The 25,662-nt window shown below is 37.9% G+C and carries 28 protein-coding genes and 1 tRNA gene; 23 read left to right on the top strand and 6 right to left on the bottom strand.

All coding sequences use genetic code 11. The features are described 5' to 3' along the window. Positions 1-6 precede the first annotated feature (6 nt). The 6 genes from EKM78_RS04810 (at position 7) to EKM78_RS12560 (ending at position 6,128) form a co-directional block, all read left to right on the top strand. Positions 7-1,119, top strand: coding sequence for a nucleotidyltransferase (locus tag EKM78_RS04810; protein ID WP_125769929.1), 1,113 nt, complete (start codon positions 7-9; stop codon positions 1,117-1,119). Beyond that, positions 1,112-1,660, top strand: a complete 549-nt coding sequence (locus tag EKM78_RS04805) for a YceD family protein (protein WP_125769927.1) — start codon at positions 1,112-1,114, stop codon at positions 1,658-1,660. The genes EKM78_RS04810 and EKM78_RS04805 overlap by 8 nt, the downstream gene beginning before the upstream one ends. Positions 1,661-1,753: 93 nt before the next feature. After that, positions 1,754-3,175, top strand: a complete 1,422-nt coding sequence (gndA, locus tag EKM78_RS04800; RefSeq protein WP_125769925.1) for an NADP-dependent phosphogluconate dehydrogenase — start codon at positions 1,754-1,756, stop codon at positions 3,173-3,175. Positions 3,176-4,094: 919 nt separating this feature from the next. Then, on the top strand, positions 4,095-4,781 hold the full coding sequence (locus EKM78_RS04795) for a response regulator transcription factor (RefSeq protein WP_125769923.1): 687 nt from the start codon (positions 4,095-4,097) through the stop codon (positions 4,779-4,781). Then, on the top strand, positions 4,778-5,854 hold the full coding sequence (locus EKM78_RS04790) for a sensor histidine kinase (RefSeq protein ID WP_125769921.1): 1,077 nt from the start codon (positions 4,778-4,780) through the stop codon (positions 5,852-5,854). The genes EKM78_RS04795 and EKM78_RS04790 overlap by 4 nt, the downstream gene beginning before the upstream one ends. 97 nt (positions 5,855-5,951) lie before the next feature. Next, positions 5,952-6,128, top strand: coding sequence for a hypothetical protein (locus EKM78_RS12560; RefSeq protein WP_164507206.1), 177 nt, complete (start codon positions 5,952-5,954; stop codon positions 6,126-6,128). A gap of 500 nt (positions 6,129-6,628) precedes the next feature. Here EKM78_RS12560 and yidC read toward each other — a convergent pair whose 3' ends face one another. Continuing rightward, positions 6,629-7,615 carry a membrane protein insertase YidC gene (gene yidC, locus EKM78_RS04785; RefSeq protein WP_125769919.1) on the bottom strand — a complete coding sequence of 329 codons (987 nt, stop codon included), beginning with the start codon at positions 7,613-7,615 and terminating at the stop codon, positions 6,629-6,631. Positions 7,616-7,671: 56 nt separating this feature from the next. Further along, positions 7,672-7,947, bottom strand: coding sequence for an acylphosphatase (locus EKM78_RS04780; RefSeq protein WP_125769917.1), 276 nt, complete (start codon positions 7,945-7,947; stop codon positions 7,672-7,674). Positions 7,948-8,009: 62 nt separating this feature from the next. Here EKM78_RS04780 and EKM78_RS04775 point away from each other — a divergent pair, with 62 nt between their 5' ends. From EKM78_RS04775 to menC, 14 genes are all read left to right on the top strand, one after another. Beyond that, positions 8,010-8,768, top strand: a complete 759-nt coding sequence (locus EKM78_RS04775; RefSeq protein WP_125769915.1) for a TrmH family RNA methyltransferase — start codon at positions 8,010-8,012, stop codon at positions 8,766-8,768. A 375-nt stretch (positions 8,769-9,143) separates the two neighbouring features. Next, complete coding sequence (gene pheS, locus EKM78_RS04770) at positions 9,144-10,190, top strand: phenylalanine--tRNA ligase subunit alpha (RefSeq protein ID WP_125769913.1); 1,047 nt, start codon at positions 9,144-9,146, stop codon at positions 10,188-10,190. 1 nt (position 10,191) lies between these two features. Further along, a complete protein-coding gene (gene pheT, locus EKM78_RS04765) occupies positions 10,192-12,600 on the top strand; it encodes a phenylalanine--tRNA ligase subunit beta (RefSeq protein ID WP_125769911.1) in 2,409 nt (802 codons plus the stop codon). A 52-nt stretch (positions 12,601-12,652) separates the two neighbouring features. Continuing rightward, complete coding sequence (gene mltG / locus EKM78_RS04760) at positions 12,653-13,801, top strand: endolytic transglycosylase MltG (RefSeq protein WP_425453530.1); 1,149 nt, start codon at positions 12,653-12,655, stop codon at positions 13,799-13,801. A gap of 125 nt (positions 13,802-13,926) precedes the next feature. Continuing rightward, positions 13,927-14,403 (top strand): transcription elongation factor GreA, encoded by a 477-nt coding sequence (greA, locus tag EKM78_RS04755; RefSeq protein ID WP_125769907.1) that lies wholly within the window; start codon positions 13,927-13,929, stop codon positions 14,401-14,403. A 63-nt stretch (positions 14,404-14,466) separates the two neighbouring features. Further along, on the top strand, positions 14,467-14,763 hold the full coding sequence (locus EKM78_RS04750; protein WP_125769905.1) for a HesB/YadR/YfhF family protein: 297 nt from the start codon (positions 14,467-14,469) through the stop codon (positions 14,761-14,763). 25 nt (positions 14,764-14,788) lie between these two features. After that, positions 14,789-16,903 (top strand): peptidoglycan D,D-transpeptidase FtsI family protein, encoded by a 2,115-nt coding sequence (locus tag EKM78_RS04745; RefSeq protein WP_125769903.1) that lies wholly within the window; start codon positions 14,789-14,791, stop codon positions 16,901-16,903. Between the two features lie 88 nt (positions 16,904-16,991). Next, the gene (rpmG, locus tag EKM78_RS04740; protein ID WP_010623697.1) at positions 16,992-17,141 is read left to right on the top strand and encodes a 50S ribosomal protein L33; all 150 of its coding nucleotides are present in this window, start codon (positions 16,992-16,994) and stop codon (positions 17,139-17,141) included. Positions 17,142-17,179: 38 nt separating this feature from the next. After that, positions 17,180-17,743: a 5-formyltetrahydrofolate cyclo-ligase gene (locus tag EKM78_RS04735; RefSeq protein ID WP_245994781.1), complete on the top strand. Its 564-nt coding sequence runs from the start codon at positions 17,180-17,182 to the stop codon at positions 17,741-17,743. Beyond that, positions 17,744-18,415: a rhomboid family intramembrane serine protease gene (locus EKM78_RS04730; protein WP_125769899.1), complete on the top strand. Its 672-nt coding sequence runs from the start codon at positions 17,744-17,746 to the stop codon at positions 18,413-18,415. It abuts the gene before it with no gap. Then, entirely contained in the window at positions 18,408-18,647 is a 240-nt protein-coding gene (locus EKM78_RS04725) for a YqgQ family protein (protein ID WP_125769897.1), read from the top strand. Before EKM78_RS04730 ends, EKM78_RS04725 begins: the two co-directional genes overlap by 8 nt. Continuing rightward, positions 18,637-19,602: an ROK family glucokinase gene (locus tag EKM78_RS04720; RefSeq protein WP_125769895.1), complete on the top strand. Its 966-nt coding sequence runs from the start codon at positions 18,637-18,639 to the stop codon at positions 19,600-19,602. The genes EKM78_RS04725 and EKM78_RS04720 overlap by 11 nt, the downstream gene beginning before the upstream one ends. Before the next feature lie 13 nt (positions 19,603-19,615). Beyond that, complete coding sequence (locus tag EKM78_RS04715) at positions 19,616-20,020, top strand: rhodanese-like domain-containing protein (protein ID WP_125769893.1); 405 nt, start codon at positions 19,616-19,618, stop codon at positions 20,018-20,020. Between the two features lie 114 nt (positions 20,021-20,134). Next, positions 20,135-21,262, top strand: coding sequence for an o-succinylbenzoate synthase (menC, locus tag EKM78_RS04710; RefSeq protein WP_125769891.1), 1,128 nt, complete (start codon positions 20,135-20,137; stop codon positions 21,260-21,262). 53 nt (positions 21,263-21,315) lie between these two features. Here the strand turns inward: menC and EKM78_RS04705 are convergent, their stop codons facing one another. After that, complete coding sequence (locus EKM78_RS04705) at positions 21,316-21,510, bottom strand: DUF3042 family protein (protein WP_125769889.1); 195 nt, start codon at positions 21,508-21,510, stop codon at positions 21,316-21,318. A gap of 91 nt (positions 21,511-21,601) precedes the next feature. Here EKM78_RS04705 and miaA point away from each other — a divergent pair, with 91 nt between their 5' ends. Together miaA and EKM78_RS04695 are read left to right on the top strand one after the other, a co-directional pair. Next, positions 21,602-22,516: a tRNA (adenosine(37)-N6)-dimethylallyltransferase MiaA gene (gene miaA, locus EKM78_RS04700; RefSeq protein ID WP_125769887.1), complete on the top strand. Its 915-nt coding sequence runs from the start codon at positions 21,602-21,604 to the stop codon at positions 22,514-22,516. Between the two features lie 115 nt (positions 22,517-22,631). Continuing rightward, a tRNA-Arg gene (locus EKM78_RS04695) sits at positions 22,632-22,705 on the top strand. A 165-nt stretch (positions 22,706-22,870) separates the two neighbouring features. On the opposite strand, the gene EKM78_RS04690 is transcribed toward EKM78_RS04695, so the two are convergent. After that, the gene (locus EKM78_RS04690) at positions 22,871-23,305 is read right to left on the bottom strand and encodes a hypothetical protein (RefSeq protein ID WP_125769885.1); all 435 of its coding nucleotides are present in this window, start codon (positions 23,303-23,305) and stop codon (positions 22,871-22,873) included. A 134-nt stretch (positions 23,306-23,439) separates the two neighbouring features. Between EKM78_RS04690 and EKM78_RS13245 the strand changes: the two genes are divergently transcribed. Then, on the top strand, positions 23,440-24,009 hold the full coding sequence (locus EKM78_RS13245; RefSeq protein ID WP_125769883.1) for a sugar O-acetyltransferase: 570 nt from the start codon (positions 23,440-23,442) through the stop codon (positions 24,007-24,009). Positions 24,010-24,046: 37 nt separating this feature from the next. Here EKM78_RS13245 and EKM78_RS04680 read toward each other — a convergent pair whose 3' ends face one another. Together EKM78_RS04680 and EKM78_RS04675 are read right to left on the bottom strand one after the other, a co-directional pair. After that, positions 24,047-24,679 (bottom strand): hypothetical protein, encoded by a 633-nt coding sequence (locus EKM78_RS04680; RefSeq protein WP_125769881.1) that lies wholly within the window; start codon positions 24,677-24,679, stop codon positions 24,047-24,049. An 18-nt stretch (positions 24,680-24,697) separates the two neighbouring features. Further along, a complete protein-coding gene (locus tag EKM78_RS04675) occupies positions 24,698-25,078 on the bottom strand; it encodes a hypothetical protein (protein ID WP_125769879.1) in 381 nt (126 codons plus the stop codon). Positions 25,079-25,662 lie beyond the last annotated feature (584 nt).

Genomic DNA, 25,662 nt, shown 5'->3' with positions numbered 1-25,662 from the left:
ACTAAGATGAGAGTTTTTGGAATTGTTGCTGAATTCAATCCGTTTCACAATGGACATCAGCATTTTATTGAACAAATTCATACAAAATATCACCCCGATGTATTAATTGCCGTAATGTCAGGTAATTTTGTTCAGCGGGGTGATTTTGCGATACTTGATAAGCATACTAGGGCGAAAAATGCAGTTGACCACGGTATTGATCTCGTAATCGAGCTTCCTTTTGCCAAAGCAGTTCAGCCAGCTGACATGTTTGCTAATAAGTCAGTCGAACTTTTACATTCACTTGGCGTGACGGATATAGTTTTTGGAACAGAGGAGGAATTGGATTTTCAAAACGCTGCTAAACTGATGTGTCAAAATAGACTTGAGTTTGCGCAAGATTTTCATACTAATTACGCACAGAATTTGAATAATTCGTTGAAGCAACACGGCATTGACACTTTTGATAAACCTAATCAATTGTTAGGTATCAATTACGTAGCTGCTATCATGGAGCACGGTTTTGATATTCAAGAGCATTTTATTTTACGTCCACAGCATGGATTTTCAGCGACAAATATTAGAAAGAATTTACTCAGTAAATCTAGTTTATCGGTTGATAAATCAATTCCTAAAGATGTTGAAAATGATTTAAGTCAACAGCAATTAATCACCTGGGAAAAATTTTTCCCGTATTTGAGATATAACATTTTGTCGAAATCTCTGGATGAATTACAATTGATTTATCAAATGGTGGAGGGACTAGAAAATAAAGTGAAAAAAGACGCTTATTCAGCTGATTCTTTTGATTCATTGAGTCAATTGATCAAGTCTAAGCGTTATACGTTAGCTAGGATTAGACGGTTGTTGATGTATGTTTTGATCAATGTTGAAAATGAGGAAATGAAAACTGCCTTGGCAGATGATTATTTACAGGTCTTAGCTTTTGATCAAGTTGGCCAAAAATATCTCAATTCGATCAAGAAGCAATTGGATATTCCTTTGATCACAAGGGTTGGGAAGCAGCAAGCACAACAATCTTCCTTGGCGATAAAGGCAGATAGTATTTATCAAATGATAAACCAGCAAGAACAAAATTTTGGAGTTATCCCTTATATTAAGGAGGAGAACAATGCTTAATTGGGACGTACAAGAGGTTAGAAAATACAAAGATAAACCCTTTGATTTTAAAGAACAATTAGATGTAGAAAAAGATTTAAAAGAACGATATTCAGATATAATATCTGCTCAACCAGTTGATGTTTCTGGTAATTTATTTAACGATCGCGGTCTGGTGATCTCTGATGTTAAAGTGGCTATTAAACTTACGGTTCCATCAACTAGAAGTTTGGATCCAGTAGATTTGAATTTAGAATTCCGGATCAATGAAGCTTACAATATTGATAATATTGATACGGAAGAGATCGAAGACTACGCTATTATTATTCCCATCGACGATGACACGCCAACCATCAATGTTTATGAGTCGGTAATTGACAATATTTTATTAAATATTCCAACCCAAGTTTTGACTGAAAAAGAGAAGACGGAAGATATTATGCCATCCGGTAAAAACTGGACGGTCATTTCTGAAGATGAATTTAAGAAACAAAAAGAAGAGGAACACGTTAATCCTGAATTTGCCAAATTGAAGAATTTGTTCAAAGATGAGGATCAATAGTGCCCTCTTTTTTTCATTTTTTGTTAATATAGTATTATGAATTAACTAATGTTAATCTTATATTGATTTAATTATTTTATTGGAGGTAGACGTATGAGTAAACCACAAATCGGTGTTATTGGAATGGCCGTAATGGGTAAGAACTTGGCACTTAATATCGAAAGCCGTGGATATGAAGTTGCTATTTATAACAGAACTGGTTCGAAAACTGAAAATGTCGTTAAAGAGCATTCAGACAAGAAATTGGTTCCTAGTTATACGATCGAGGACTTCGTAAATTCACTTGAAAATCCACGTCGTATTATTATGATGGTCAAGGCTGGTGCCGGAACTGATGCCGTTATCGATCAACTATTGCCATTGCTTGACAAAGGTGATGTATTGATCGATGGTGGTAACACATTCTTTGAAGATACAATTGAAAGAAACAAACGTTTGGATAAATCTGGTATCAACTTTATCGGAATGGGTGTTTCTGGTGGTGAATTAGGTGCTCTTCATGGTCCATCACTAATGCCAGGTGGCCAAAAAGAAGCCTATGACTTAGTTGCCCCAATCTTGGAACAAATTTCTGCAAAAGCAGACGAAGATGGTAAGCCATGTGTCACATATATCGGTGCTAATGGTGCTGGTCACTACGTAAAGATGGTTCACAACGGTATCGAATATGGTGATATGGAATTGATTTCTGAAAGTTACAATTTGCTTTCACACTTGTATAACAATGATCTTAATAAAGTTGCTGATACATTTAAGGAATGGAACAAAGGTGAGCTTTCAAGTTATTTGATCGATATTACTGCTAATATTTTAACTAGAAAAGATGATCAAGGCAGCGATGACTTTATCGTTAACAAGATTATGGATAAGGCTGGTAACAAGGGTACAGGTAAGTGGAGTTCACAAAGTGCTCTTGAATTAGGTGTTCCACAGTCATTGATCACTTCTGCTGTATACTCACGTTATATCTCTGCATATAAGGATGAGCGTGTGAAGGCAAGTAAGGTCTTAAACGGTCCTAAAGATGTTCCTGATGTTGATGTTAGTGAGTTCGTTGAGAAGATCAGAAAGGCATTATACTTCAGTAAGATCATGAGTTATGCTCAAGGTTTCGCCCAGATGAAGGCTGCTGGTGAGCATTATGATTGGGATCTTGATTTTGGTAAGATCGCTCAGATTTGGAGAGCTGGTTGTATTATTCGAGCTCAATTCTTGCAAAAGATCACTGATGCTTATGATAAAGATGCTAACTTGGATAATTTGTTGCTTGACGATTATTTTGAAAAGATCGTAGAGGATTATCAGTCAGCTGTCCGTGATGTGGTTAGTTTTGCTGTTAAGGCTGGTATTCCGGTTTCTGGATTTATGTCAGCTGTTTCTTATTATGATCAATATCGTTCTGAAGTTTTGCCTGCTAATTTGATTCAGGCACAACGTGATTATTTCGGTGCTCATACTTATGAGAGAAATGATAAGGATGGTATTTTCCATTATAGTTGGTATGAAGAACAATAGTTTTGTTTTGGGTCGAGGCTTTCGTGGTCTCGGCTTTTTTTATTGATGTAAGAGAGCTATGGCAGACAGTGGCGTTTTTCTTGGATGGACGTTTATGATTTTTGGTGGTTGGGTTGGAGGTGGTATTTTGGTTGCTACGTTCAATGCCGACTCCGGGGCCCGAGGATACGTTAAAGGAACGTAAGTGCTAACGCACTTGCGCAACCGGTTATGGTGGTGGCTAGGCCACCGAACAACTAAGGTCGGGAACGTGGTGGGCACATTTTGAACCAATCGAGCAAAGTACGCTCGCTTGTTTCAAAACTGCACCTTTCACTAAGCTCCTTCGTCGCCAAGTGAAATATCACCACTGAGGTCTGTATCCCCGGGCCCCTCCGTCTTGATGGAGACTATATCCCCCCTTGGTTTGAGTTTTACCGATTTATGTCGTACAAATTGGCACTGTTTGCTCGTCCTATTTCTCACATGTCTATCTCAGGCTTTATCTATTCTGGTGGGAGTAGGGGCTTCCTTTTCTTTGTACGATATAATTTCTATCTTGATTTCTTTCTCTTTTCTTGTTTGGTTAGATAAGAGCTGATATTATTTTTTCTTATCTAGCTTTCGCATCTTGCTCGCGCACTCGTTCCTCATGCTCTTGCCCGGTTCTGATGCTTTCCGGTTGTTTATTTGAATGTCTCTTTTGCACTTTCGCATTTGTTTTTGATATTTGTTTTTTCTGTGTTTCTATTTTTCTCTTTTTTGGGTCTTTTTTTCATTTTTTATGGTTGAGTTGTTCAATTTTTTGTTATTTTCTAATTTTTGCTATTTTTAATAATCCCAATGTGTTAAAATCTTTAATGCATTGCCTTGCAAAAGGCGAGAAAACGTTTAATAATTAAGAATGATTAAATTTTGTTTAATATACGGGAGAGTTAGTATGGCTAAGATATTAGTTATTGAAGATGAAGAGAATATGGCAAAATTTGTTCAACTTGAACTTCAACATGAGAATTATGAAGTTAAGGTTGCTACAGATGGCCGTACCGGTCTCGATGAGGCATTGAATGAAGATTGGGATTTGATTTTGCTTGATTTGATGCTGCCTGAGCTAAATGGTATCGAAGTATGCCGTCGAGTTCGACAAGAGAAGAATACACCGATTATTATGATGACTGCTCGTGATTCGATTATTGATCGAGTTTCTGGCTTGGATCATGGTGCTGACGATTATATTGTTAAACCATTTGCGATCGAGGAATTGCTTGCACGTATTCGGGCTTTGTTAAGACGTATTGATCTTGATATTGATGTTACTCGTAATAACGATCAAGTTTTGAAGTATAAGAATTTGGTTATTGATAAGACTACTCAAACATTGAAACGTAATGGTGAAGTTATTGATTTGACTAGAAGAGAATACGATCTTCTTAGTGCTTTGATGGAAAATGTCGGGACTGTTTTGGGTCGTGATGATCTGCTTGAACGTGTCTGGGGGACTGGTTCTAGTACTGAGACTAATGTTGTTGATGTTTACATTAAGTATTTGCGTAATAAGATCGATCGAGGCGGCTCACCTAGTTATATTTCAACTGTACGTGGTAAAGGTTACGTGATGAGACGATGAGAATTTCTATCAGAATCAAATGGACTTTTCTGATAACTTTAGTAATTTTAGCCGCGTATTTGATCGTTGCCTATATTGCCTTTAATACTGTGGATGCGGTGGCTAGTGCTGCTGTTGTTCATGATTTTGTTGTACGTTTGATTTGGGTCGGTATTTTTGTTCTGGTCATGGCTATTGCCTTGAGTTTTTTTGCTGTGACATTTGTTTTGAATAATATTAAAGAGATTAATAAAACTATCGATGATTTGAACAAGAAGCCTGATTCAGATTCGCGTATTAAACTGAAGAAACGTAATGATGAGATTTATGATTTGACGATCAACATTAATAAGATGTTGGATCGGATGCAAGCTTATACTAATCAGCAAAAAGAATTTGTTGAAGATGTTTCGCACGAACTTAGAACTCCTGTTGCTGTTTTGGAGGGGCATTTGAGTATGCTTCAACGTTGGGGCAAAGATGATCCTGAGGTTTTGAACGACTCGATCAATTCTTCTCTGCAAGAGTTGAAACGAATGCAATCGTTGATCCAGGAGATGCTGGATTTGACACGTGTTGAACAGATCGATAGTGAATATCTCGATCAAGAAACTGAAGTTAAGCCGTTGTTTACGCAAGTTTATAACGACTTTAAGATGTTACATCCTGATTTTGTGGTGAATTTCGATGATGATATTCAAACTGGTAGTAAGGTGAAGATTTATCGGAATCATTTGGAACAGGTTTTGGTGATTTTACTGGATAATGCTTTTAAATATTCTGGTGACCGTAAGGAAATTAATTTGTCCGCTTCTACTAATGAGGCTTTGTTGGAATTTGTTGTCCAAGATTATGGTGTTGGGATCAATAAGAAGGATCTTAAACAGGTTTTTAATCGTTTTTATAGAGTTGATAAGGCTCGTTCTAGAAAACGCGGAGGGAACGGTTTAGGGCTTTCTATTGCTAAGCGTTTGATTGAAGTTTATAAAGGTACTATTACTGTTGAGAGTGTTCTTGGTTCTGGTACGGTGTTTCGGGTTGAGTTGCCTATTGTTGCCGATACTGTTGATGAGGATTCTAAGAGTAGTGACTAGATCTTATATGGATCTGGTCTTTTTTTGTATAGATGTAAGTGAGCTATGGCAGACAGAAGCGTTTTATTTTGCTGTGTTGTGATAGTTTGTTTGGTTGTTGGGGTGGGAGGTAGTTGTTTGGCTGGTACGTTCAATGCCGACTCCGGGGCCCGGGGATACAGCCACTGGAACGTGGTGGGCACATTTTGAACCAATCGAGCAAAGTGCGCTCGCTTGTTTCAAAACTGCACCTTTCTCTAGGTTCCTTCGTCACCAAGAGAAATTTCACCACTGAGGACTGTATCCCCGGGCCCCTCCGTCTAAATAGTGACATAATCCCCCCTTTGGTTGAGATTTACCGATTTATTTTGTACAAATTGGCACTTTTGGCGCGTCCTATGCCTCATATGTCTATCTCAGGCTTTATCTATTCTGGTGGGAGTAGGGGCTTCCTTTTCTTATCACGATATATTTTCTGTCTCGATTTCCGATTCTTTTTTCGGTTCGCGGGACTTTGCTCCGCTCATTTTGTTTCCTGACTTACATTGCTGTTGAGGTTTTCTTTGTTTTGTTGGTTGGATAAGAGTTTTTTATTCTTTTTCTTCTCTTGCTTTCACATCTGGCTCGTGTTCTCGTTCCTCGTACTCTTGCCTAGTTCTTCTGTTTTCTTTTTTTTCTCTATTTATTTTATTTGTTTCTTGCTCACATACTCGTTCCTCGTACTTTCGCGTTAGTCGTTCTATTTGATTTGACTAAAAAAGCCGCTGATCATTTGATGGTCAGCGGCTAATTTTATTAATCTTTATTTTTTGGCTTGTTTTGTTTGCCTTTGTTCAATTCGCGAATGTTCTTGTGAAGGTCAGTATGTTCATTATTTTCATTAGTATCTGTATTTGATGAACTTGACCCTGAACCTTGGAGCAATTTGTTGATCGACTCTTCTGTTACTACGGTCTTGACTGGATTCTTCTTAAGATTTTCATCAGCTTGTTTTCTGATCTTAGGTGTGATGATGTAGTTTGTGATCAATTGTTGGATCAACAATACGATACCACCTACTAAGAAATAAAGGGCTAGGGCAGCGGATGAGATCATTGAGATGAAGAATGTGATCAATGGGTTCATTAAGAGCATTGAGGACATTTGTTTTCTTTGTTCTTGTGGCACCACTTGTAGTGAGAGCCATGATTGAACGATGTAGAAAAGTGTTGCTACGATTGCGATTACTAAACTTGGTTTTCCTAGTGGAATGTTAAGGAAGCTGGCGACTCCGATTTCTTGTGAGTATTGCACGGCTTGATAAATCGCAATCAAAATTGGCATTTGGAGTAGTAATGGTAAGCAACCAATGCCGCCGGTCAGACTGATGTTGTTTTGTTTATATACTTCCATCATTAATTGACCGATTTTTTGTTGTGTTTCTGGATCCTTAGCTTGTTTTTGCTTGTCTTGGATCAATTTAAGCTGCGGTTGGATGGCACGCATTTTCTCTTGTTGAGCAGTTGATTTGTATTGTTGGTTCAATGATAGAGGAAGCAACAATAGTCGAACTACAAAGGAGATGATCATGATGCCCCATGCATAAGCAGCTTTACCGCCTAAGGCATTGGCCGTCCACATGATCAAGTTTTGGAAAGGAACTCCTAGGATCTTATAAATAAATGCATAAGGTCCACTTGTTGGTGCATGCTGAACGCCACTTTGGGCACATCCAGAAAGAACAACTGCAAATACCACGACTAATGATAAAGCAGAAATGTACTTTAATATTTTCTTATTCAATTGTAAACCACCTTTTAAAAAGCATATAAACAATATACGTTAAGTAATATAGGTATTCAACCAATGACGCGAAACTTTTTATAATTCTTTAAGTCGTCCGAGAAGGCGTAGTCAACGTTTTTAACTTTTGCAAATGGAGAGGGTGACTGTCTGATCTTGGTCAAAAAAGTGTACAGTTTCATTTCTTCGCCTTCAGCTTCGATTTGAACTGAGCCATCGGGTAGATTTTCGACGGTCCCGCTCACGTCGCAGTCCATAGCAACTTGGACGGTCGACCAACGAAAGCCTACGCCTTGAACTAGGCCGGAAACTCGTAGTGAAAGATGTTTCATGGATATCACTCCAATTCGTAGATATGTTACTCTATAATTATAAATCAAGAAGGAAGAATTTTATGAAATATATCGAATCCAAGAAAAATGAAGAGATCAAGCAGATCAATAAGTTGAACAAGACTAAAGAGATCAAGAAAACTGGTACCTACTTAATCGAAGGATTTCATTTAGTTCAAGAAGCTGATGATAATGGCCAAGAAATTGTTAAGGTCTTGGCAACTGAGAACCATCAAGATAATCGGATCATCAAAAAGTATTACGATGATGCGATCATTATTTCTGAGGATATTGCTTCCTCATTGTCGGAAACAAAGAGTCCCCAAGGAATCTTTGCCGTGATCAAGATCAATCAACCTAAATCCTTACCTGAGCTTTCTGGTCAATGGGTGATTTTAGCAAATGTTCAAGATCCTGGAAACGTTGGGACTATTATTCGAACTGCCGACGCTGCAGGATACGATGGTGTGATCACTAGTTTAGACACTGCTGATGTGTATCAACCTAAGGTGCAAAGATCTATGCAAGGTAGTCAATTTCACTTGCCAATTTATCGCTTAGATTTGCATCAAGCAATCAGCGCTTGTAAAGATGCTGGTTTAACGGTTTATGGTTCGGAAGTCAATGATCAAGCTGTGCCTTATAATTCCTTGGATAAGATCAATAATTTTGCTTTGATCATGGGTAATGAAGCTCATGGTTTGGATGAAGAGACTTTACAAATGACGGATCAGAATATTTATATCCCTCTATTAGGTAAAGCCGAGTCTTTGAATGTTGCAGTGGCAGCCGGCGTTTTAATGTATGGTCTGAAGATTTAGGGATAGGATTTTTCAAAAAAATGACTTTCTATCGTAATTGCGTGTTGAAATAGTTTTTTAGATGTTTTCGGTCTCTTGCAAATATCTTTTGAACTTGTATAATAATGTCATGAAATGTATGAGTTTTAATTAAATATGATTTTTTTTAAGATGTTGAAGAAAAACAGTACCCGTTTTTAATGATGACAGGGAGAGCCATAGACTGAGATCGGCTTGATCGTTAGTTCGGGGAATTCACTTTCGGAGTCTTTAAGCTAAGTTACTTTATAACTTATAACGAGTGCACACTTATTAGTGTGAACTAGGGTGGTAACGCGAGTCCTCGTCCCTTTTTTGGGAGAGGATTTTTTTTATGCACTAATTTAGGAGGACAATATGTCGTTAAATGATAGATTAAAAGAGTTACGCGCTAGCGGTATCGATGACGCTAAGCGGGCTGAACATTTAAAAGATCTAAATGATCTACGTGTAAAGTTATTAGGAAAAAAAGGACCAATTACGCAAGCTTTGCGTGGTATGAAGGATGTGCCTAAAGAAGAACGTCCCGAAATCGGTACTTTAGCTAATAACGTCAAAAAAGATATTCAAGAAGCAATTGAAAATCGGATCCAAGAAGTTAATCAACGGATCATTGCTCAAAAGCTGCAAGAAGAAACTTTGGATGTTACTTTACCTGCCCAAAGTCACAAAATTGGAACAAAGCACATTCTGAACCAGACGATTGAAGATATTGAACAATTCTTCATTGGCTTAGGTTACGAAGTGGCTCCTGGCTATGAAGTGGAAGAAGATCATTATAATTTTGAACGTTTAAATATCCCTAAGGATCATCCTGCTCGTGACATGCAAGATACTTTTTATATCACTAATGAATTGCTAATGCGGACACAGACTTCTGCTCAAGAAGGTCGTGATATGGATGCTCATGATTTTTCTAAGGGTCCATTGAAGATGATTTCCCCAGGTATCGTTTACCGTCGTGACGATGATGATGCAACTCATTCACATCAATTCCACCAATTAGAAGGTCTAGTTGTCGATAAAAATATCAGCATGGCAGATCTGAAGGGTACACTCGAAGCTTTGTGTCGTCACGTCTTTGGCCCTGATCGTGAGATCAGATTTAGACCAAGTTTCTTCCCATTCACTGAACCATCCGTTGAAGTTGATGTTTCATGTTTCAACTGCGGTGGCGAAGGTTGTCGGATTTGTAAATATACTGGTTGGATCGAAGTATTGGGTGCAGGTCTGACTCATCCTAATGTTTTGAAAATGTCTGGGATCGATCCTCAACAGTACAGTGCGTTCGCATTTGGACTTGGACCTGAGAGATTTGCAATGTTGAAATACGGTATCGACGATATTCGTGATTTCTACACTAACGACGTCAGATTCTTAGAACAATTCAAAGGAGTAAACTAGCATGAAAATATCAATGGATTGGCTAAAGGAATATTTGCCAGTTGATCATTCAGTCGAAGAGATCGCTAACAAAGTTTCTTTGACCGGAATCGAATCAGCACCAGTAAAACTGGGAACTGATCTTTCAAAATTAGTCGTAGGACACATTACAAGCATTAAACCTCATCCAGATTCTGACCATCTCAATCTATGTCAAGTAGATATTGGACAGTCAAAAGAAGTTCAGATCGTCTGCGGAGCACCAAATGTTGCTAATGATCAATACGTTATCGTTGCTCTCGATGGTGCAGATCTGCCAGCTGGAAAGAAAATTAAAAAAGGCGAGATCAGAGGGCAAGTTTCTAATGGAATGATTTGTGGCTTAGATGAGCTCGGTGTTAAAGAAAGCTTAGTACCAACCGCTTATCAAAAAGGAATTTATGTATTCCCAGCTGCTGAAACACCTGGTCAAGATGCAAAAGAATTATTAGGATTGAATGACGAAATGGTCGATCTCGATATTACGCCTAATCGTGCTGATACTTTGGGTATGCGCGGGGCAGCTTGGGAAATTGGTGCAACTTATGATGAGAAACCTCAATTCACAGATCCTAAGCTTGATGAGACAAAAGTTAAAGCAGTCGATGATGTGAAAATCCAAATCAAAGCTGACGATTTGGTGACAGATTATTTAGTCAGGACCGTAAGTGGCGTTAAAGTCTCAGAAAGTCCACTCTGGATGCAAAGAAGACTTTGGAATCAAGGGATCCAACCAGTGAATAATATTGTTGATGCTGCCAACTACGTTATGATCGAATACGGTGAACCAGTTGAAGTTTATGATCTTGATAAATTAGACGACAAGTCAGTCACTGTGGAAATGGCAACTGATGCTAGTAAATTGGTCCTTGATGATAAAATTACTAAAGACCTTAACCAAAACGATCTAGTCATCAATTCGGGCAATGTCACTTTAGGCTTAGCGGGAGTTATTCACGGTCAAAATGCTCAAGTAACTTCAAAGACCACTAATGTGTTGATTGAAAGTGCGGTTTATGACGGAACTTCTGTTAGAAAAGCAGCTCAACGTCATGATCTGCGTGGCGATGCTTCAAACAGATTTGAAAAAGGCGTCGATAATGGAGCTGTGGAGATTTCTTTAAATCGGGTAGTTGAATTGATCGATGAGATAACTGATCTGGATTCTTACTCACAAGTTTTAGTTGGAAAAGAAACACCTGCCAAACCAACTATTATCAAAGCATCAATCGAACACATCAATCGTTTGATGGGAATTACGCTGACTGATCAAGAAATGATCAAGATCCTCGATCGATTAGGTTTTACGACTGCAGAAAATGGTGACCAATTAACGGTCACGATCCCGTCTCGTCGCTGGGATATGACGATCGAAGCAGATTTAATCGAAGAGATCATGCGGATTTACGGCTATGAAAATCTTAAAGGAACATTGCCTTCAGGTAATGAAACTAACGGTGGATATACTCCACAACGAGAATTTATCAATAAATTAAAGAGTGTCTTACTTAGCGAGGGAATGGATGAAACGATCACCTTTGGACTAGTAAGCAAGAAGGAAGCAACTGATTTCAACACGGTTGAATCTGAATACACCCGCGTTTTACATCCAATGACCGAAGATCACGAATACCTTCGGACTAGTTTGATCCCTGGATTGATCAAGACAATTGCTTATAATAAAGCTCGTAAGACTTCTGACATCAGTATTTTTGAACAAGGCCGGATCTTTGATCGTGAAGAAGTCAATGATCGTCCAAAAGAAGTCGAATATATTGCTGGTGCATTATCTGGCGATCTAGGTGCTGATACTTGGAACACAAACGCCAAGAAGGCTGATTTTTACGACATGAAAGCCATCGTTGAAGAATTGCTGGAATTTTTGAATGTTGAAGCAACGTTTGAATTTACTCCAACTGACAAGATCGAGCACTTGCATCCCGGACAAACAGCCATCATTACTGCAGATGAAAAAACGGTCGGTTTTGTTGGTAAATTGCATCCAGAATATCAAGCAAAGAGTTCTGTGGATGATACGTATGTATTCGAATTAAACGTTTATTCGTTATTAGCTTTAACTAAAAAGAATGTGAAAGCACAATCTGCACCAAAATATCCAAGTGTAAGTCGTGATCTTGCCATCTTAGTTGATAAGCAAATCGCAAGTGGACAAATTGTTAAGGATATCTTTAACAATGGTGGCGAATACTTGAAAGACGTGAATATCTTTGATGTCTATCAAGGTAGTAACATTGAAATTGGCCACAAATCTCTCGGATATCATTTGATTTTCCAGAATCCTAATGATACATTAACGGACGATACTGTTGAAAAAGCATTCACTCAAATTAAAGATAGTTTAATCGATCAATTTGATGTCGAAGTTAGATAATTGAGCTTACTAAATGGTATAATTTTAATAAATCAAACTAGGAGGCTGCATCTTGAGCCAAAAAGATGAAAAAAAAGATGCACTAAAACGTGAATCTGAAGAAAAAATATCGACTCGCGCCAAAGAACGGTCAGTTGCAAATCATATTGCGTATTGGATCGTTGGTGTAATTGCTGTTCTAGCAGTTATCGTTGCGGTTATTGGCTTCAATTACGTTAATAGTTCACTTCAACCTTACAATTCAAATAGCAAGCAGGATGTTTTAGTTAAGATTCCAGTAGGTTCTTCTAGTAAAGATATTGCCAAGACTTTGGAATCAGATAAAATCATCAAGAGTGCGACAGTATTCAATTATTACATCAAAGCCCACAATTATACTGATTTCCAAGCAGGTTACTATACTTTCAAGCAATCAATGTCGATGAGCGATATCGTTAATCAATTGCAAAAGGGTGCTAGTGCTGAACCAGTGGGTGATACTGCTAACAAGGTATTAGTTCAAGAGGGGATTACTATCGATCAAATCGGTGACCAAATTGCTAAGAGTACTAAATTCAAGAAGTCAGATTTCTTGAGCTTGATGAAAGATCAAAGCTACATGAAACAGCTTCAAAAGAAGTATCCTGAACTTTTGACATCATCAATGGATAGTAAGGATGTTCGATATCATTTGGAAGGCTATTTGTTCCCAGCAACATATGGGGTTTACAAAGGGATGACTTTGAAGCAATTAGTTAACCAAATGGTCGATAAGACTAATACTGTTATGCAACCTTATTATTCACAGATCAAGCAAAAGAATTTAACGGTTCAAGAGACTTTGACGTTAGCTTCGTTAGTTGAACGTGAAGGTGTCACACAAAAGGACCGTCAAAAGATCGCTGGGGTATTTTATAATCGTCTTGATGTAAACATGCCTTTACAATCTGATATTTCCGTTATGTATGCTTTGAACACTCACAAGAAGAGTTTGACGAACAAGGATACTAGCGTAAAATCACCTTACAACTTATACAAGAATGAAGGATTTGGACCCGGTCCGTTCAACTCGCCTAGTTTGCAATCGATCCAAGCAACTTTGAATCCTAGTGAGAGAAGCAAAGGGTACTTGTACTTCTTCGCTAACTTGAAGACTGGTAAGGTAACTTACTCGACAAACTTCAGTTCTCACCAAAATAGGTATGATTCATTAGACCAGTAGTGTAGAATATGGAATTAAACTGTCATCTAATCAATTGTGGTTAGATGACTTTTGAAATTATAAGATGGTTCGGAAAACCTTATATTTCCAAATATTTTGATTTATTGATTTATGGAGGAATTAACATGGCAGAAAAAAGCTATCCAATGACAGCTGAAGGTAAAAAGAAACTTGAAGAAGAATTAGAAGATTTAAAGAAAGTTAAACGTCCTGAAGTTATCAATCGTATTAAAATTGCTAGAGGTTTTGGCGATCTTTCCGAAAACTCTGAATATTCGTCAGCTAAAGATGAACAAAGTGTGGTTGAATCAAGAATTTCTCAAGTTCAAGAGATGATCCAATATGCTAACGTTGTTGATACTGACGATGTGGCACATGATGAAGTTTCTGTTGGTAAGAAAGTTACAGTTCAAGAAGATGATGATGAACCAGAAATCTATACAATTGTCGGTTCAGCAGAGTCGGATCCTGACAACGGTAAGATCTCAAATAATTCGCCAATTGCCAAAGCCTTGATCGGTAAGCATGTTGGCGATGACGTTACCGTTGAAACACCGGCGGGCAGTTATACTTTAACAATTAAAGCCGTAGATGTTGCCTAACGAAAACGTTTTCTGGTAAGCTTACTTTGTGTGGTTTATTATATAATCTATGAGGTGAGAATTATGAAAATCGAAATTAGTGATGAAGCAGCAAAATGGTACGAAGACAATGTTAATCTAAAACCAGGTGATGGTATTAGATTTTATGGAAAAGTCTATGGCAAGACTATGGTGCATGAAGGTTTTTCAATCGCATTTCGAAAAGAAGAACCAGTTGCTCCTGTAGCAAGTACAGAAGTCAACGGAATCACCTATTTTATTACAGACAATGATACTTGGTTTTTTGCTAGATACGATTTAGATGTCGAATATGATGCCAAGATCGATAGTCCAAATTATATTTTTAAATCTAATGAATAAGATTTAGTATTTTGAAGGGAAACCTATGAAAAGAATACTGGAAATAATTAGAAAAAGAACAGGTAGTCAAGCGAAGTCTACTATTCCCTTTCGTTTAAACCTGCTCTTTTTTATTGTATTTGTATTATTTGCATTGCTAGTAGGACAGCTAGCTTATTTGCAAATAGTTTATGGTGGAAAATTTGCTGCCGAGGTTGAACGAACAGATAAAACAGTCATGCAAGGTAATGTTCCTCGTGGGATGATCTATGATTCCAAAGGACGTTTGCTGGTAGGTAACTCTACTGAAAGTGCGATTACTTATACTAAAAGTGCTGGAGTTAAATCAAGCGACATTTATCAGATCGTCAACCGCTTAACAAAGTACGTTAATATCAAAAAAGGTAATTTAACTGAGAGAGATAAGGCAGACTACATTTTGGCAGCGCCTGGACGCTCTGAAAAAGTTTCTAAACAAATGCCTAAGTCATACAGACAAGACTCCAAAGGCAATGCTTATTCTAGTAATAAGGTCTATGCCAATGAAGTTAAGTATGTTCAAGAGCAAGGAATTCATTTATCTGAAAAAGAGCTCGCCAAAGCAACCGCTTTTAAGACGATGAGTTCGGCATACTCTCTTTCAACAGTATTTTTGAAAGACAAGGGTCTAACTTCTAAGGAAATTGCACAAGTCAGCGAACATTTGACTGAGTTGCCAGGAATTTCCGTTGGTACTAACTGGAATCGTAATTACCCACAAGGGAAGTCGATCGCCAGTATTATTGGTGGGGTATCCACCGAACAGCAAGGTATTCCTGATGATGAATTAAATGTGATGCTTGCTTCTGGTTATTCGCGTAATGACCGTGTTGGTACTAGTTATCTTGAGAAGAGTTATGAATCGATTTTGTCAGGAACGAAGAGTCAACGACAAGTTGAGATCGGTTCAAACAATCAAATTAAAAGTAGCAAAGAAATTTATGGTGGACAAAAGGGTGGCAATCTTAATTTAACGATTGATTCAGCCTTCCAAAAGAAAGTCCAAAGTGCTCTAAGTACTCAATATTCTGCCGCTAAAGCTGCTGGGATCACTCAGTATTCTGACGGTGCTTACGCAGTTGCTATGAATCCTAAGACAGGTGCCATTTTGGCAATGGCTGGTATCAGAAATAATCCTAAGACGGGTAAGACGACCGAAGATTCCTTAGGTGTTATTAATCGGACCTTTGTAATGGGTTCTGCTGTTAAAGGTGCTACTGTTTTAGGTGCATTTATGGATGGTGTTATTACACCTGAAAATAACACCTTACCTGATCAACCAATTTATTTACCTGGTACGGCCGTTAAGAAGTCTGTTTATCCAATTGGTACTTACAGTTCACTTTCTGCAGCTAAAGCACTGGAAGTCTCATCTAACGAGTACATGATGGCTTTAGCTATTAAGGAAGGTAAAGCTACGTATAAGCCATACACAGCTTTACATTTGGATCCAGGCATTTTTGATACGATGCGTGGTTACTTCAAACAATTCGGTTTAGGTGTTAAAACTGGGATCGATATTTCCGGTGAGACAACAGGTATCGAAGGTTCAAGTCGGACTAGCACCGGTCAATTGAAGACTGGTTCTGCACTGGATTTATCTTATGGTAACTACGATGCTTATACTTTGATCGAAATGGCCCAATATATCTCAACTATTGCTAATGGTGGATATCGAATGCAACCATTTGTGGTCAACTCTATTCAAAAGACTCGTAACGACGGTAAGAAGGGTGCGATCGAATCTGTTACTAAGCCAAAAGTCTTGAACAGAGTCGGTTTCACTAATGCAGAATTAAATGTTGTCAAAACTGGTATGTACAACGTTGTTCACGGGACAGATGCCTGGACAACTGGTACTAGATTGAAAGATATTACTCCTTCTGTGTCTGCCAAGACAGGAACGGCGCAATCTTTCTATTATGACCCAGATAACCCAGATAACGATGATCCTCCGGAAACAATTACTACTAGTTTGGTATCATATGGTCCATCAGATGATCCTAATATTGCAATGGCAATTGTTTTCCCTAATCTGACTTCAGAAAATGGGAGTTATCCTCAATTAGTTGCACATCAGATCTATGAGGACTACTATAAGTTAACTGGACAGAGTAAATAACAAATTCACTCTTTTAAAATAGTCTGAAAAATGCTATATTAATAAAGTTGAATTTAGTTAAGTATTTAATATGAAAGGATGTTCCAGAATGAGAGTAAACATTACAATGGAATGTACTTCATGCCATGAACGTACATATCTAACAAGCAAGAGCAAACGTAACAGTCCTGATCGTTTAGAGCTTAAGAAGTATTGCCCACGTGAACGCACAGTTACATTGCATCGCGAAACAAAATAAACAACAGGTATAATTCCTGTTGTTTTTTTTTACTGGAGGTGGAGTTTTTGGACAAGGTTAGTTTTCGGAAGCAACAGTTAGACACAGTAAATAAATTTATGCAGTCTGATCAAGCACAAGGTGAGATCAACGAGTTGTATTTGCAATTATTTTCTGATCCCGATTTTCAATCAGCGACCTCGATTGGCATAACTTTGAGTATCGACAATGAAATACCAACTTTCCCGATTATCAACAAGTGTTTTGAAGATGGTAAAGTCGTTTACGTTCCTAAGACATACAGTGATTATTCAATGAATTTTGTTCACTATGACAGTTCGACTCAAACGAAGGTGGATTCCTTCGGGATCAAAGAACCGATTGATGATACAAATGTTTTGAATCCTCCAGAATTACTGATCGTCCCTGGAATTGCTTTTTCTAAGGATGGAAAGAACCGTCTAGGATCCGGTTCTGGTTTTTTCGATCGTTATTTAGCACAATATGCCACGAAGACTATATCTTTAGCTTTGTCGCGACAATTTTTTGTGCAAGCACCTTGGCCTGTCTTTACACTTGATAAGCCAGTCGATAAAATAATTTCAGTAGCAGAGGACAAATAAATGTCATATAGACGGCAACAACCCTTTGTAACATGGGCTTTACTGATCCTTATCGCAGTGATTTTCTTATTAGAATCAATGGCTGGAGGATCTGAGAATGTTTCGACCTTGGTCGCTTTTGGTGCAAAGATCAACTATCTCGTCCAAGAAGGTCAATGGTGGAGACTGATCACACCAATATTTCTGCATATTGGTGTCTTACACATTTTGATGAACGGTGTTACATTGTATTTTGTGGGTAATATTTTAGAACCTATGATCGGACACGTTCGTTTTTTTGTAATTTTTATTTTAAGTGGGATCACCGGTAATCTAGCTAGTTTTGCATTTGGTGCAACGAATTCAATTTCAGCTGGTGCCAGTACTTCACTTTTCGGAATGTTTGCGGCATTTTTAGCCTTAGCGGTAATTTATCGTGAAAATCACTTTTTAGGCGAAATGGGAAAAACTTTCCTAGCTTTGATCATTTTGAATTTATTGATGGATCTAACGATGACTAGCGTAGATATTTGGGGACACGTCGGTGGCGCACTTGGTGGATTTTTACTAGGGGTTGCCTTTGGTCTTCCTGGTATCAAACGTCCAAACATTGTGATCAGGATCGTCTCAGTTGCGGTATGCTTAGCTGTGTCATACTGGATGTATTCTAAAGGAATGGTTGTATATGGATAATAAGCAAAGCTTTAGGACTTTGTACGACGTTCAACAATTATTGAAGAAGTTCGGAACCTTTGTTCACTTAGGAAAAAGGATCTGGGATATTGAACTGATGTCAATTGAGTTGAAAAACATATATAATAATGAAATGATAGACAAGCAGACGTTTATCAATGCTTCAATGGTCTTAAAGGCCGAACATAGAAAAGAAGAAAAAAAGGAAGAGGAACGTTCGAGTGACAGATAAAAAATTAATCGGTGTTGATCTAGGTGGCACCACAATCAAATTTGCGATCCTTACACTTAAAGGAGAGATCCAACAAAAGTGGAGTATTGAGACCAATATTCTTTCTGATGGACAATTGATTATTCCAGATATTATTGATTCGATCAATCATCATCTAGATATGTATGAAATGAACTCTGATCAATTTGTTGGAATTGGTTTAGGTTCACCAGGTTCGATCAACTTTGAACAAGGTACTATCAAGGGTGCATATAATTTGAACTGGCAAGATACACCAGTTCATCCAGTTCGCGATATTGAAAAAGGTACAGGTATTCCCGTTACAATTGAAAATGACGCAAACGTAGCCGCACTTGGCGAAAGATGGATGGGCGCAGGAAATAACGCAGACGACGTTGTTTTCGTTACTTTAGGTACTGGTGTCGGTGGCGGTATTATCGCTAATGGTAATATCCTTCACGGTGCTGGTGGAGCTGCAGGAGAGATCGGTCATGTAACCGTTGACCCTCAAGGCTTCATGTGTACTTGTGGTAAAAGAGGATGTCTTGAAACAATTGCTTCAGCTACCGGTATCGTTCGCGTAGCTCGTGACCGTGCTTCAGAATACGCTGGTACATCGCAATTGAAAGCTATGCTTGATGATGGCCAAGATATTTCCGCAAAAGATGTTTTTGACTTAGCTAAAGAAAATGATGACTTAGCCTTGATCGTAGTTAACTATGTTTGTGAATCACTCGGATTCGCATTAGCAAACATTGCTAACTCATTGAATCCTAAGTATGTCATTATTGGTGGCGGTGTTTCTGCTGCTGGTAAGTTCTTAGTTGATAAAGTTGATGCAGCAATGCGTAAGAATGAATTTGCTACTATCAAGAGTTCAACAGAACTTAAATTAGCTAGTTTGGGTAACGAAGCCGGCGTTATTGGTGCCGCTTCATTGATTAAAGTTGATTAGAGGGATTTTTTAGATGCAGGTTGTAAATGCGATTTTATACATTATTGTTATTGGTGTTTTCCTATATATGATTGGATCATGGCTATACACGAGATACCAAGGTCGTAAAATGGGTGGTTCGATTTCTCAAGAAGAGTTTGAAAACACTATGAGAAAAGCACAAATTGTTGATTTGCGAGAGAAGAATAATTTCGACTCCAAACACATTTTAGGTGCTAGAAATTTACCTTACTCACAATTGAAATACGTTGAGGGTGAACTACGTCCAGATCTTCCAGTTTATCTTTATGATGAACGTAAGAATATTTGTATTCGTGCAGCAATGAAACTTAAAAAAGCCGGATTCACTGATGTTAAATGGTTAGAAGATCGCTTTTCGGACTGGACTGGTAAAACTAAAAAGACTACCAAGCTTTAATTTTTTAGTTTTTATCTTTTATACTTCTTTTGGAGATGATATTCAATTTAGTTGGATATTGTCTCTTTTTTTAAATCATGAATTAGTTGCAATTTTGGAAAGAGGGATCATATCATGCAAATCGTTTCTTATAAGATCCAACAATTTTCATTCAAGTTGAAGCATTCATATCGCTTTGCGGACGCTATTTATCGTGATCGTCCGATAAATATCATTGCTTTAAAGGATGACTTAGGAAATGTTGGACTTGGGGAGGTCGAAGCTTTTGAATTTCCCAACTATATTGATGAAACGCAGCGCCAATGTGTCTTTAGTATTACTTCAAGGATCATGCCTCTTTTAGGATCGAAAGCATACGACACACCATTTGAATTTGCTCGCTTCATCAATTCAACTAACGCACCTTATATGGCCAGAGCCGCAGTTGAGATGGCAATTTGGGACTTATTTGCTAAACGAAACGGAGTATCTGTTCAAAAATTGATGATGCTAGCAGTAGGGGATAACTCAGCGACAAAGTCAGCCGTAAACGTGGGGGTTGCAATTGGGATCAAAGATTCGGCTTCAGACGTGATAAAATCAATTCAAACAGAACTGGATCAAGGATATACACGGATAAAATTAAAAGTAAATCGCAACTATACAGTAAAAATGCTGACTGAGATCCGGACTAAGTTTCCTGATATTTTAATGATGATCGATTGCAATTCACAATTTCATTTGCGCGATAAATCTTTTTTTCAAAATATTGACGGCTTGGATTTTGCCATGATCGAGCAACCGTTGGGCAAAAAAGATTTTATCGATCATGCAAAATTGCAAGCTCAGATCAATACGCCAATTTGTTTAGATGAGAATATTTTCAATAGTGAAGATGTCTGGAAAGTGATCAACCGTCATTCGGCTGGTTTTATCAACATGAAGCTAGCTCGAGTCGGTGGGATAGCTAACGCATTGGCACTAAGTGCTTTAGCTGTAAATCACGGCTTACAAGTTTGGTGTGGCGGGATGCTGGAAACGGGCATTGGCAGAGCCTACAATTTAGCTTTAGCTAGTTTGGATTATTATCGATTTCCTGGCGATATTTCAGCTTCGGATCGTTATTACCAACAAGATATAATCAAAAGCGAATTTGAGATCAAAAACGGGAAAATTGCGGTTCCTCAATCGATCGGCTTAGGGGTAGAATTAAATGATCACGCACAAAAGAAGTTTGCTGAATTGGATTGGATAAAAATTTAGCAAAAAAAATAACAGTCATTTGACTGTTATTTTAGATAAATTTTTAATTGGAATTAGCCTTGGTGTGCTTGTAGACTTTTTCTGTTAGCACGACGGCGGTTTGCTTCGATTCTTTCGTTTTCAGCATCTTCAGGTTCAATGACTGATTTCTTGAAAGCATGTAGGGCTCCATAAACTGCGGTAGCAGTAGTTACAGATCCAAATAGGAAGCCTTTAACGAAACGGAAACGTTTTTCTTTTTTAGCCATAATAATTCCTCCAATCTTTCAAGTTCCATTATGACGTACTTTGTTAAAAATTTCTATAATAAACCATATTATTACAAGTGAGGTTAAATTCTTGGAAAAAGTAATTGCAATTGTTGGACCAACGGCAGTCGGGAAAAGTGCCTTAGGTATGAAATTAGCTAAAAAATTCTCAGGAGAAATTATTTCTGGAGATTCAATGCAAATTTATCGTGGCCTAGATATCGGAACTGCTAAAGATTCACCTCAAGAACTCAAAGAAGTGGAACATCATCTAGTGGATATTTGTGATGTTGATCAACGCTATACGGTTAAAGATTTTCAAGCTGGCGCAACCAAATCTATACAAGAGATCGCCGCCAAAAATAAATTACCACTCATCGTTGGTGGAACGGGCTTTTACCTAAATTCGTTACTGCGAAATCTTGAATTAGGCGGTAACAGTGACGTATCTACTGAAATTAAGAAGCGCGTTCTGAAAATTGAACAAGAATTTGGCCTCAGTGGCTTGCAAAAGGAATTGACTAGGATTGACCCTCAGGCATCCGAAAAAATTGATATGAGCAATCCTAGGCGGGTCATGCGAGCAATAGAAGTCTTTCAAGATAGTGGACACTCAATTACTGAGCAACAAAATGGGGAAGCAATAGCTGATTTTTGCCTCATCGGTTTAACCGACGACCGTCCCGTTCTTTATGACCGTATTAATTGCCGGGTCGATAAAATGGTAGATCAAGGACTTTTGGCAGAGGCCAAATCAGTTTTTGATCGACAAGATGAAATACCACAAGCCAAAAATGGTATTGGATATAAAGAACTATTTCCATATTTTGACGGTCAAGCAACTTTGGACTCTTGTTTAACTGAGATCAAGAAAAATTCGCGCCATTTTGCGAAGCGGCAATTAACATATTTTCGTAACCAAATGTCTGTAAACTGGTATAATATTTCTCAGACGGAAAATTACGTCTCACTGATAGAGAAAAAAGTTGCTGAATTTTTACAATAAAATAGCTGCGAGTGCTTTAGTGAACATCGATTGAATATTATTCAAAAAAATTCGTTTTTTTTAAAATCAATCGTTGACATCTAAAGGTGCGTTTCTCTATAATAGTACAAGTGATGTCACAGTGGCTCAGTTGGATAGAGCAACGGTCTTCTAAACCGTAGGTCGTGAGTTCGAATCTCACCTGTGACATATAATGCATTTAATAGTGCATAACTAAATAAAACCACCAAATCCTTCAATCAGATTTGGTGGTTTTTTATTTGTTTCGTTCTAAAAAAATAACATTCATAATTAGCAATTAGAACCGATTATTCAAATAATATGCCAAGTCTCATAAAATGGATGTCACCGTATTTAATGACGGTGCCGATGCAATTCATAGCGGGAATTGATCGGACGTTGTAACTCAGCACGGGGAGCCATGTCGATGTGTTCTTTTTGATTGTCACGTATATGCCAGACTAGAAAAGTGATAGCAATTAATAATGATAACCAGATCCAGACTGACAGATCCCCAATCATATCACTGACACTAAATAAACTAGTGATACCAAAGAATCCTAATATTGCACCTCCAGCAACATCACCACCAATACTTTTAAATTTGCGCGTAGTGATATAAATGATACCGGAAAGTAAATAAGCAACAGCCATTCTTCTCCCAGCAGTTCCGCTTGAAGATGCGGTATTTTCGAGCGAGCCAAGTGTGAGGATCGACTGACTTTGCAACAAAATCAAAATTGAAACAATGATCATAATAATTCCCACGTACAGTTTGGTCTTTCTCAAACAAATCCCCCCGATAAAAAATTCATTTTACATTTTTATCGTAACAGTATTAGAAAAATATGCACGATTATTTGAAAAATAAAATCATTTCAATAATTTTCAACTATCAGCTAGAATATAACGAGAGGTAAAATATGGATTATTTAATATTAATGAAATCAAATCAGGCTTATAATTCGAGTCAATTTGATATGCCAACCGACCTTCAGGAAAAGGCAAAGGACCTATGTTGGGAATTTAATCAACTACGTCCCAGCAACGAAAAGCGTAAAAAAGAAATATATCAAGAGTTATTTGGCGAAAGCACAGATCTAACATTTATCGAACCAACATTTCATTGCGATTATGGATTTAACATCCACTTCAAAGGATTGGCAGTAGTCAATTACAATTGCACTATGCTGGATACGTCGCCGATCACCATTGGGGCAGGGGCGTTCATTGCTCCAGGAGTAGTTTTTGCTTGCTCGGGACATTCATTGGATCCCAAGAAACGTGTAGAAGAGGGCATTGGCACCAGTGCACCAATAACTTTAAAAGAAAACGTTTGGATCGGAGCAAATGTAACAGTTTTAGCTGGCGTGACGATCGGAAAGAACAGTGTCATCGGAGCCGGCAGTGTAGTTAACAAAGATATCCCCGACAACGTCGTAGCAGTTGGAAGTCCTTGCAAGGTCTTGAGACCGATCGATCGTGTAAACTAAAAAGATGAGCCTCCCATTTTAGGGAAACTCATCTTTTTTAGTCGAAAGACTCAGTAATAATACGTGACGATCGTGAATCATCTAATTGTGAAAGCTTTGAATTCGAGTTTTTAAATGTAGGATTTAATCTGTAGGCGTTAGCACTGTCAACAAAGGAAACATAATTTCCTGAATCAACGTAATCAGAATAATTACGATTAAACGACCGGATAGTAGACTGATTATAATACAAATCATAATTATGATCCTGATCATAAAAAAGAACACCATGTTTAGCCTCATCAAAAGAACCAACAGATTGCAAAACATCAGCCATCTGACTAAATGAATTAGCGGCACTACTATGAGTTGATACATCGACATTAGCAATTTTAATCAGCAAAACATTCGTTGAAGAAGACCGGGAAATATTTTCAATCGTTGCCGCATTATTGTCAGCAAAGTGGTTCTTCTCATATTTCTCAATTTGAGCGACCGAAGCATCAGTAGCAGGTTTAGAAGAAGCCGAATCGTGACCATTAGCAAAAACAGCCACCAAAATAGCAACCACGATCACAATAGCAACAATAACCAAAAGAACAGCCATACGAATAGACAGTCGACGATTAATCTTCTTTTGTCCCTCGATCTGCGTTTTATACCATTCAGGTAATTGATGGTTATCTTTCATAAACACTCATCTCTTTAACTATAAATTTGAAGTAACAAACTTTTGGCGATAATATTTCTTCGACAAAGAATCGAAATACTGAATAGTAACCGCATCATTTCCATCTTCCGAAGCAGGGATCACTAATCTGATCTTTTGATGAGGAGCAAAAGAAACCCCATTAAGATTCTCAAAATAACGAGCCTCATCATTTAAAAAAATAGAAGAAATGACACATTCCGAATTTCCAGTATTTTGCAAATAAAAACAATCATCCTTCTTTTTATTAATAACAAAAAAGGGACGCTTAGCCTTGCGCAAATAGCCAGAAATATGAAAAAGTGGAATACTAATCAAAATCACGCCACAAATAATAGCAACAGTTAACACAATTAAAACAATAATATTAAACAATTCCACAATAAAAATCCTCATCTTCATATTAATAAATTCATTTTACAACAAACAACGAAACAAGGCACAAATGACCCAAAAAGCTTAGGAAAAAATAAATTCCGATAATTAAATTCGAAGTAAAGAGCGAGAGTCCGAGGCACGAGGGCGCAAGGAAGAAGCGAATGTAAGAGAACAAAAAGAATATCAACTCTTATCTAACCAACAAAACAAAAAAAGCCACAAAAGCAATGTAAGTCAGGAAGCAAAATGAGCGGAGCAAAGTCCCGCGAACCGAGAAAAGAGTCAGTAATCTAGAAAAAGAATATATCCAAACAAGAAAAGGAAGCTCCTACTCCCCACCAGAATAGATAAAGCCTGAGATAGACATGTGAGAAATAGGACGCGCAAACAGTGCCAATTTGATCAAAATAAATCGGTAAAACTCAACTCAAGGGGGGATATTGTCACCATTTAGACGGAGGGGCCCGGGGATACAGCCCTCAGCCGCCAAATTATTCTTAGCGGTTTTACGGTTCTCGTCGTGGTTTGGTTATTTTGATGCATTTATTTAAGAAGAGGCTTATATACTCAATGCCAATTTTCATGAG

The organism is Companilactobacillus furfuricola, assembly GCF_003946325.1.
GTDB lineage: Bacteria > Bacillota > Bacilli > Lactobacillales > Lactobacillaceae > Companilactobacillus > Companilactobacillus furfuricola.
This window is presented reverse-complemented; position numbering and strand designations above follow the sequence as displayed.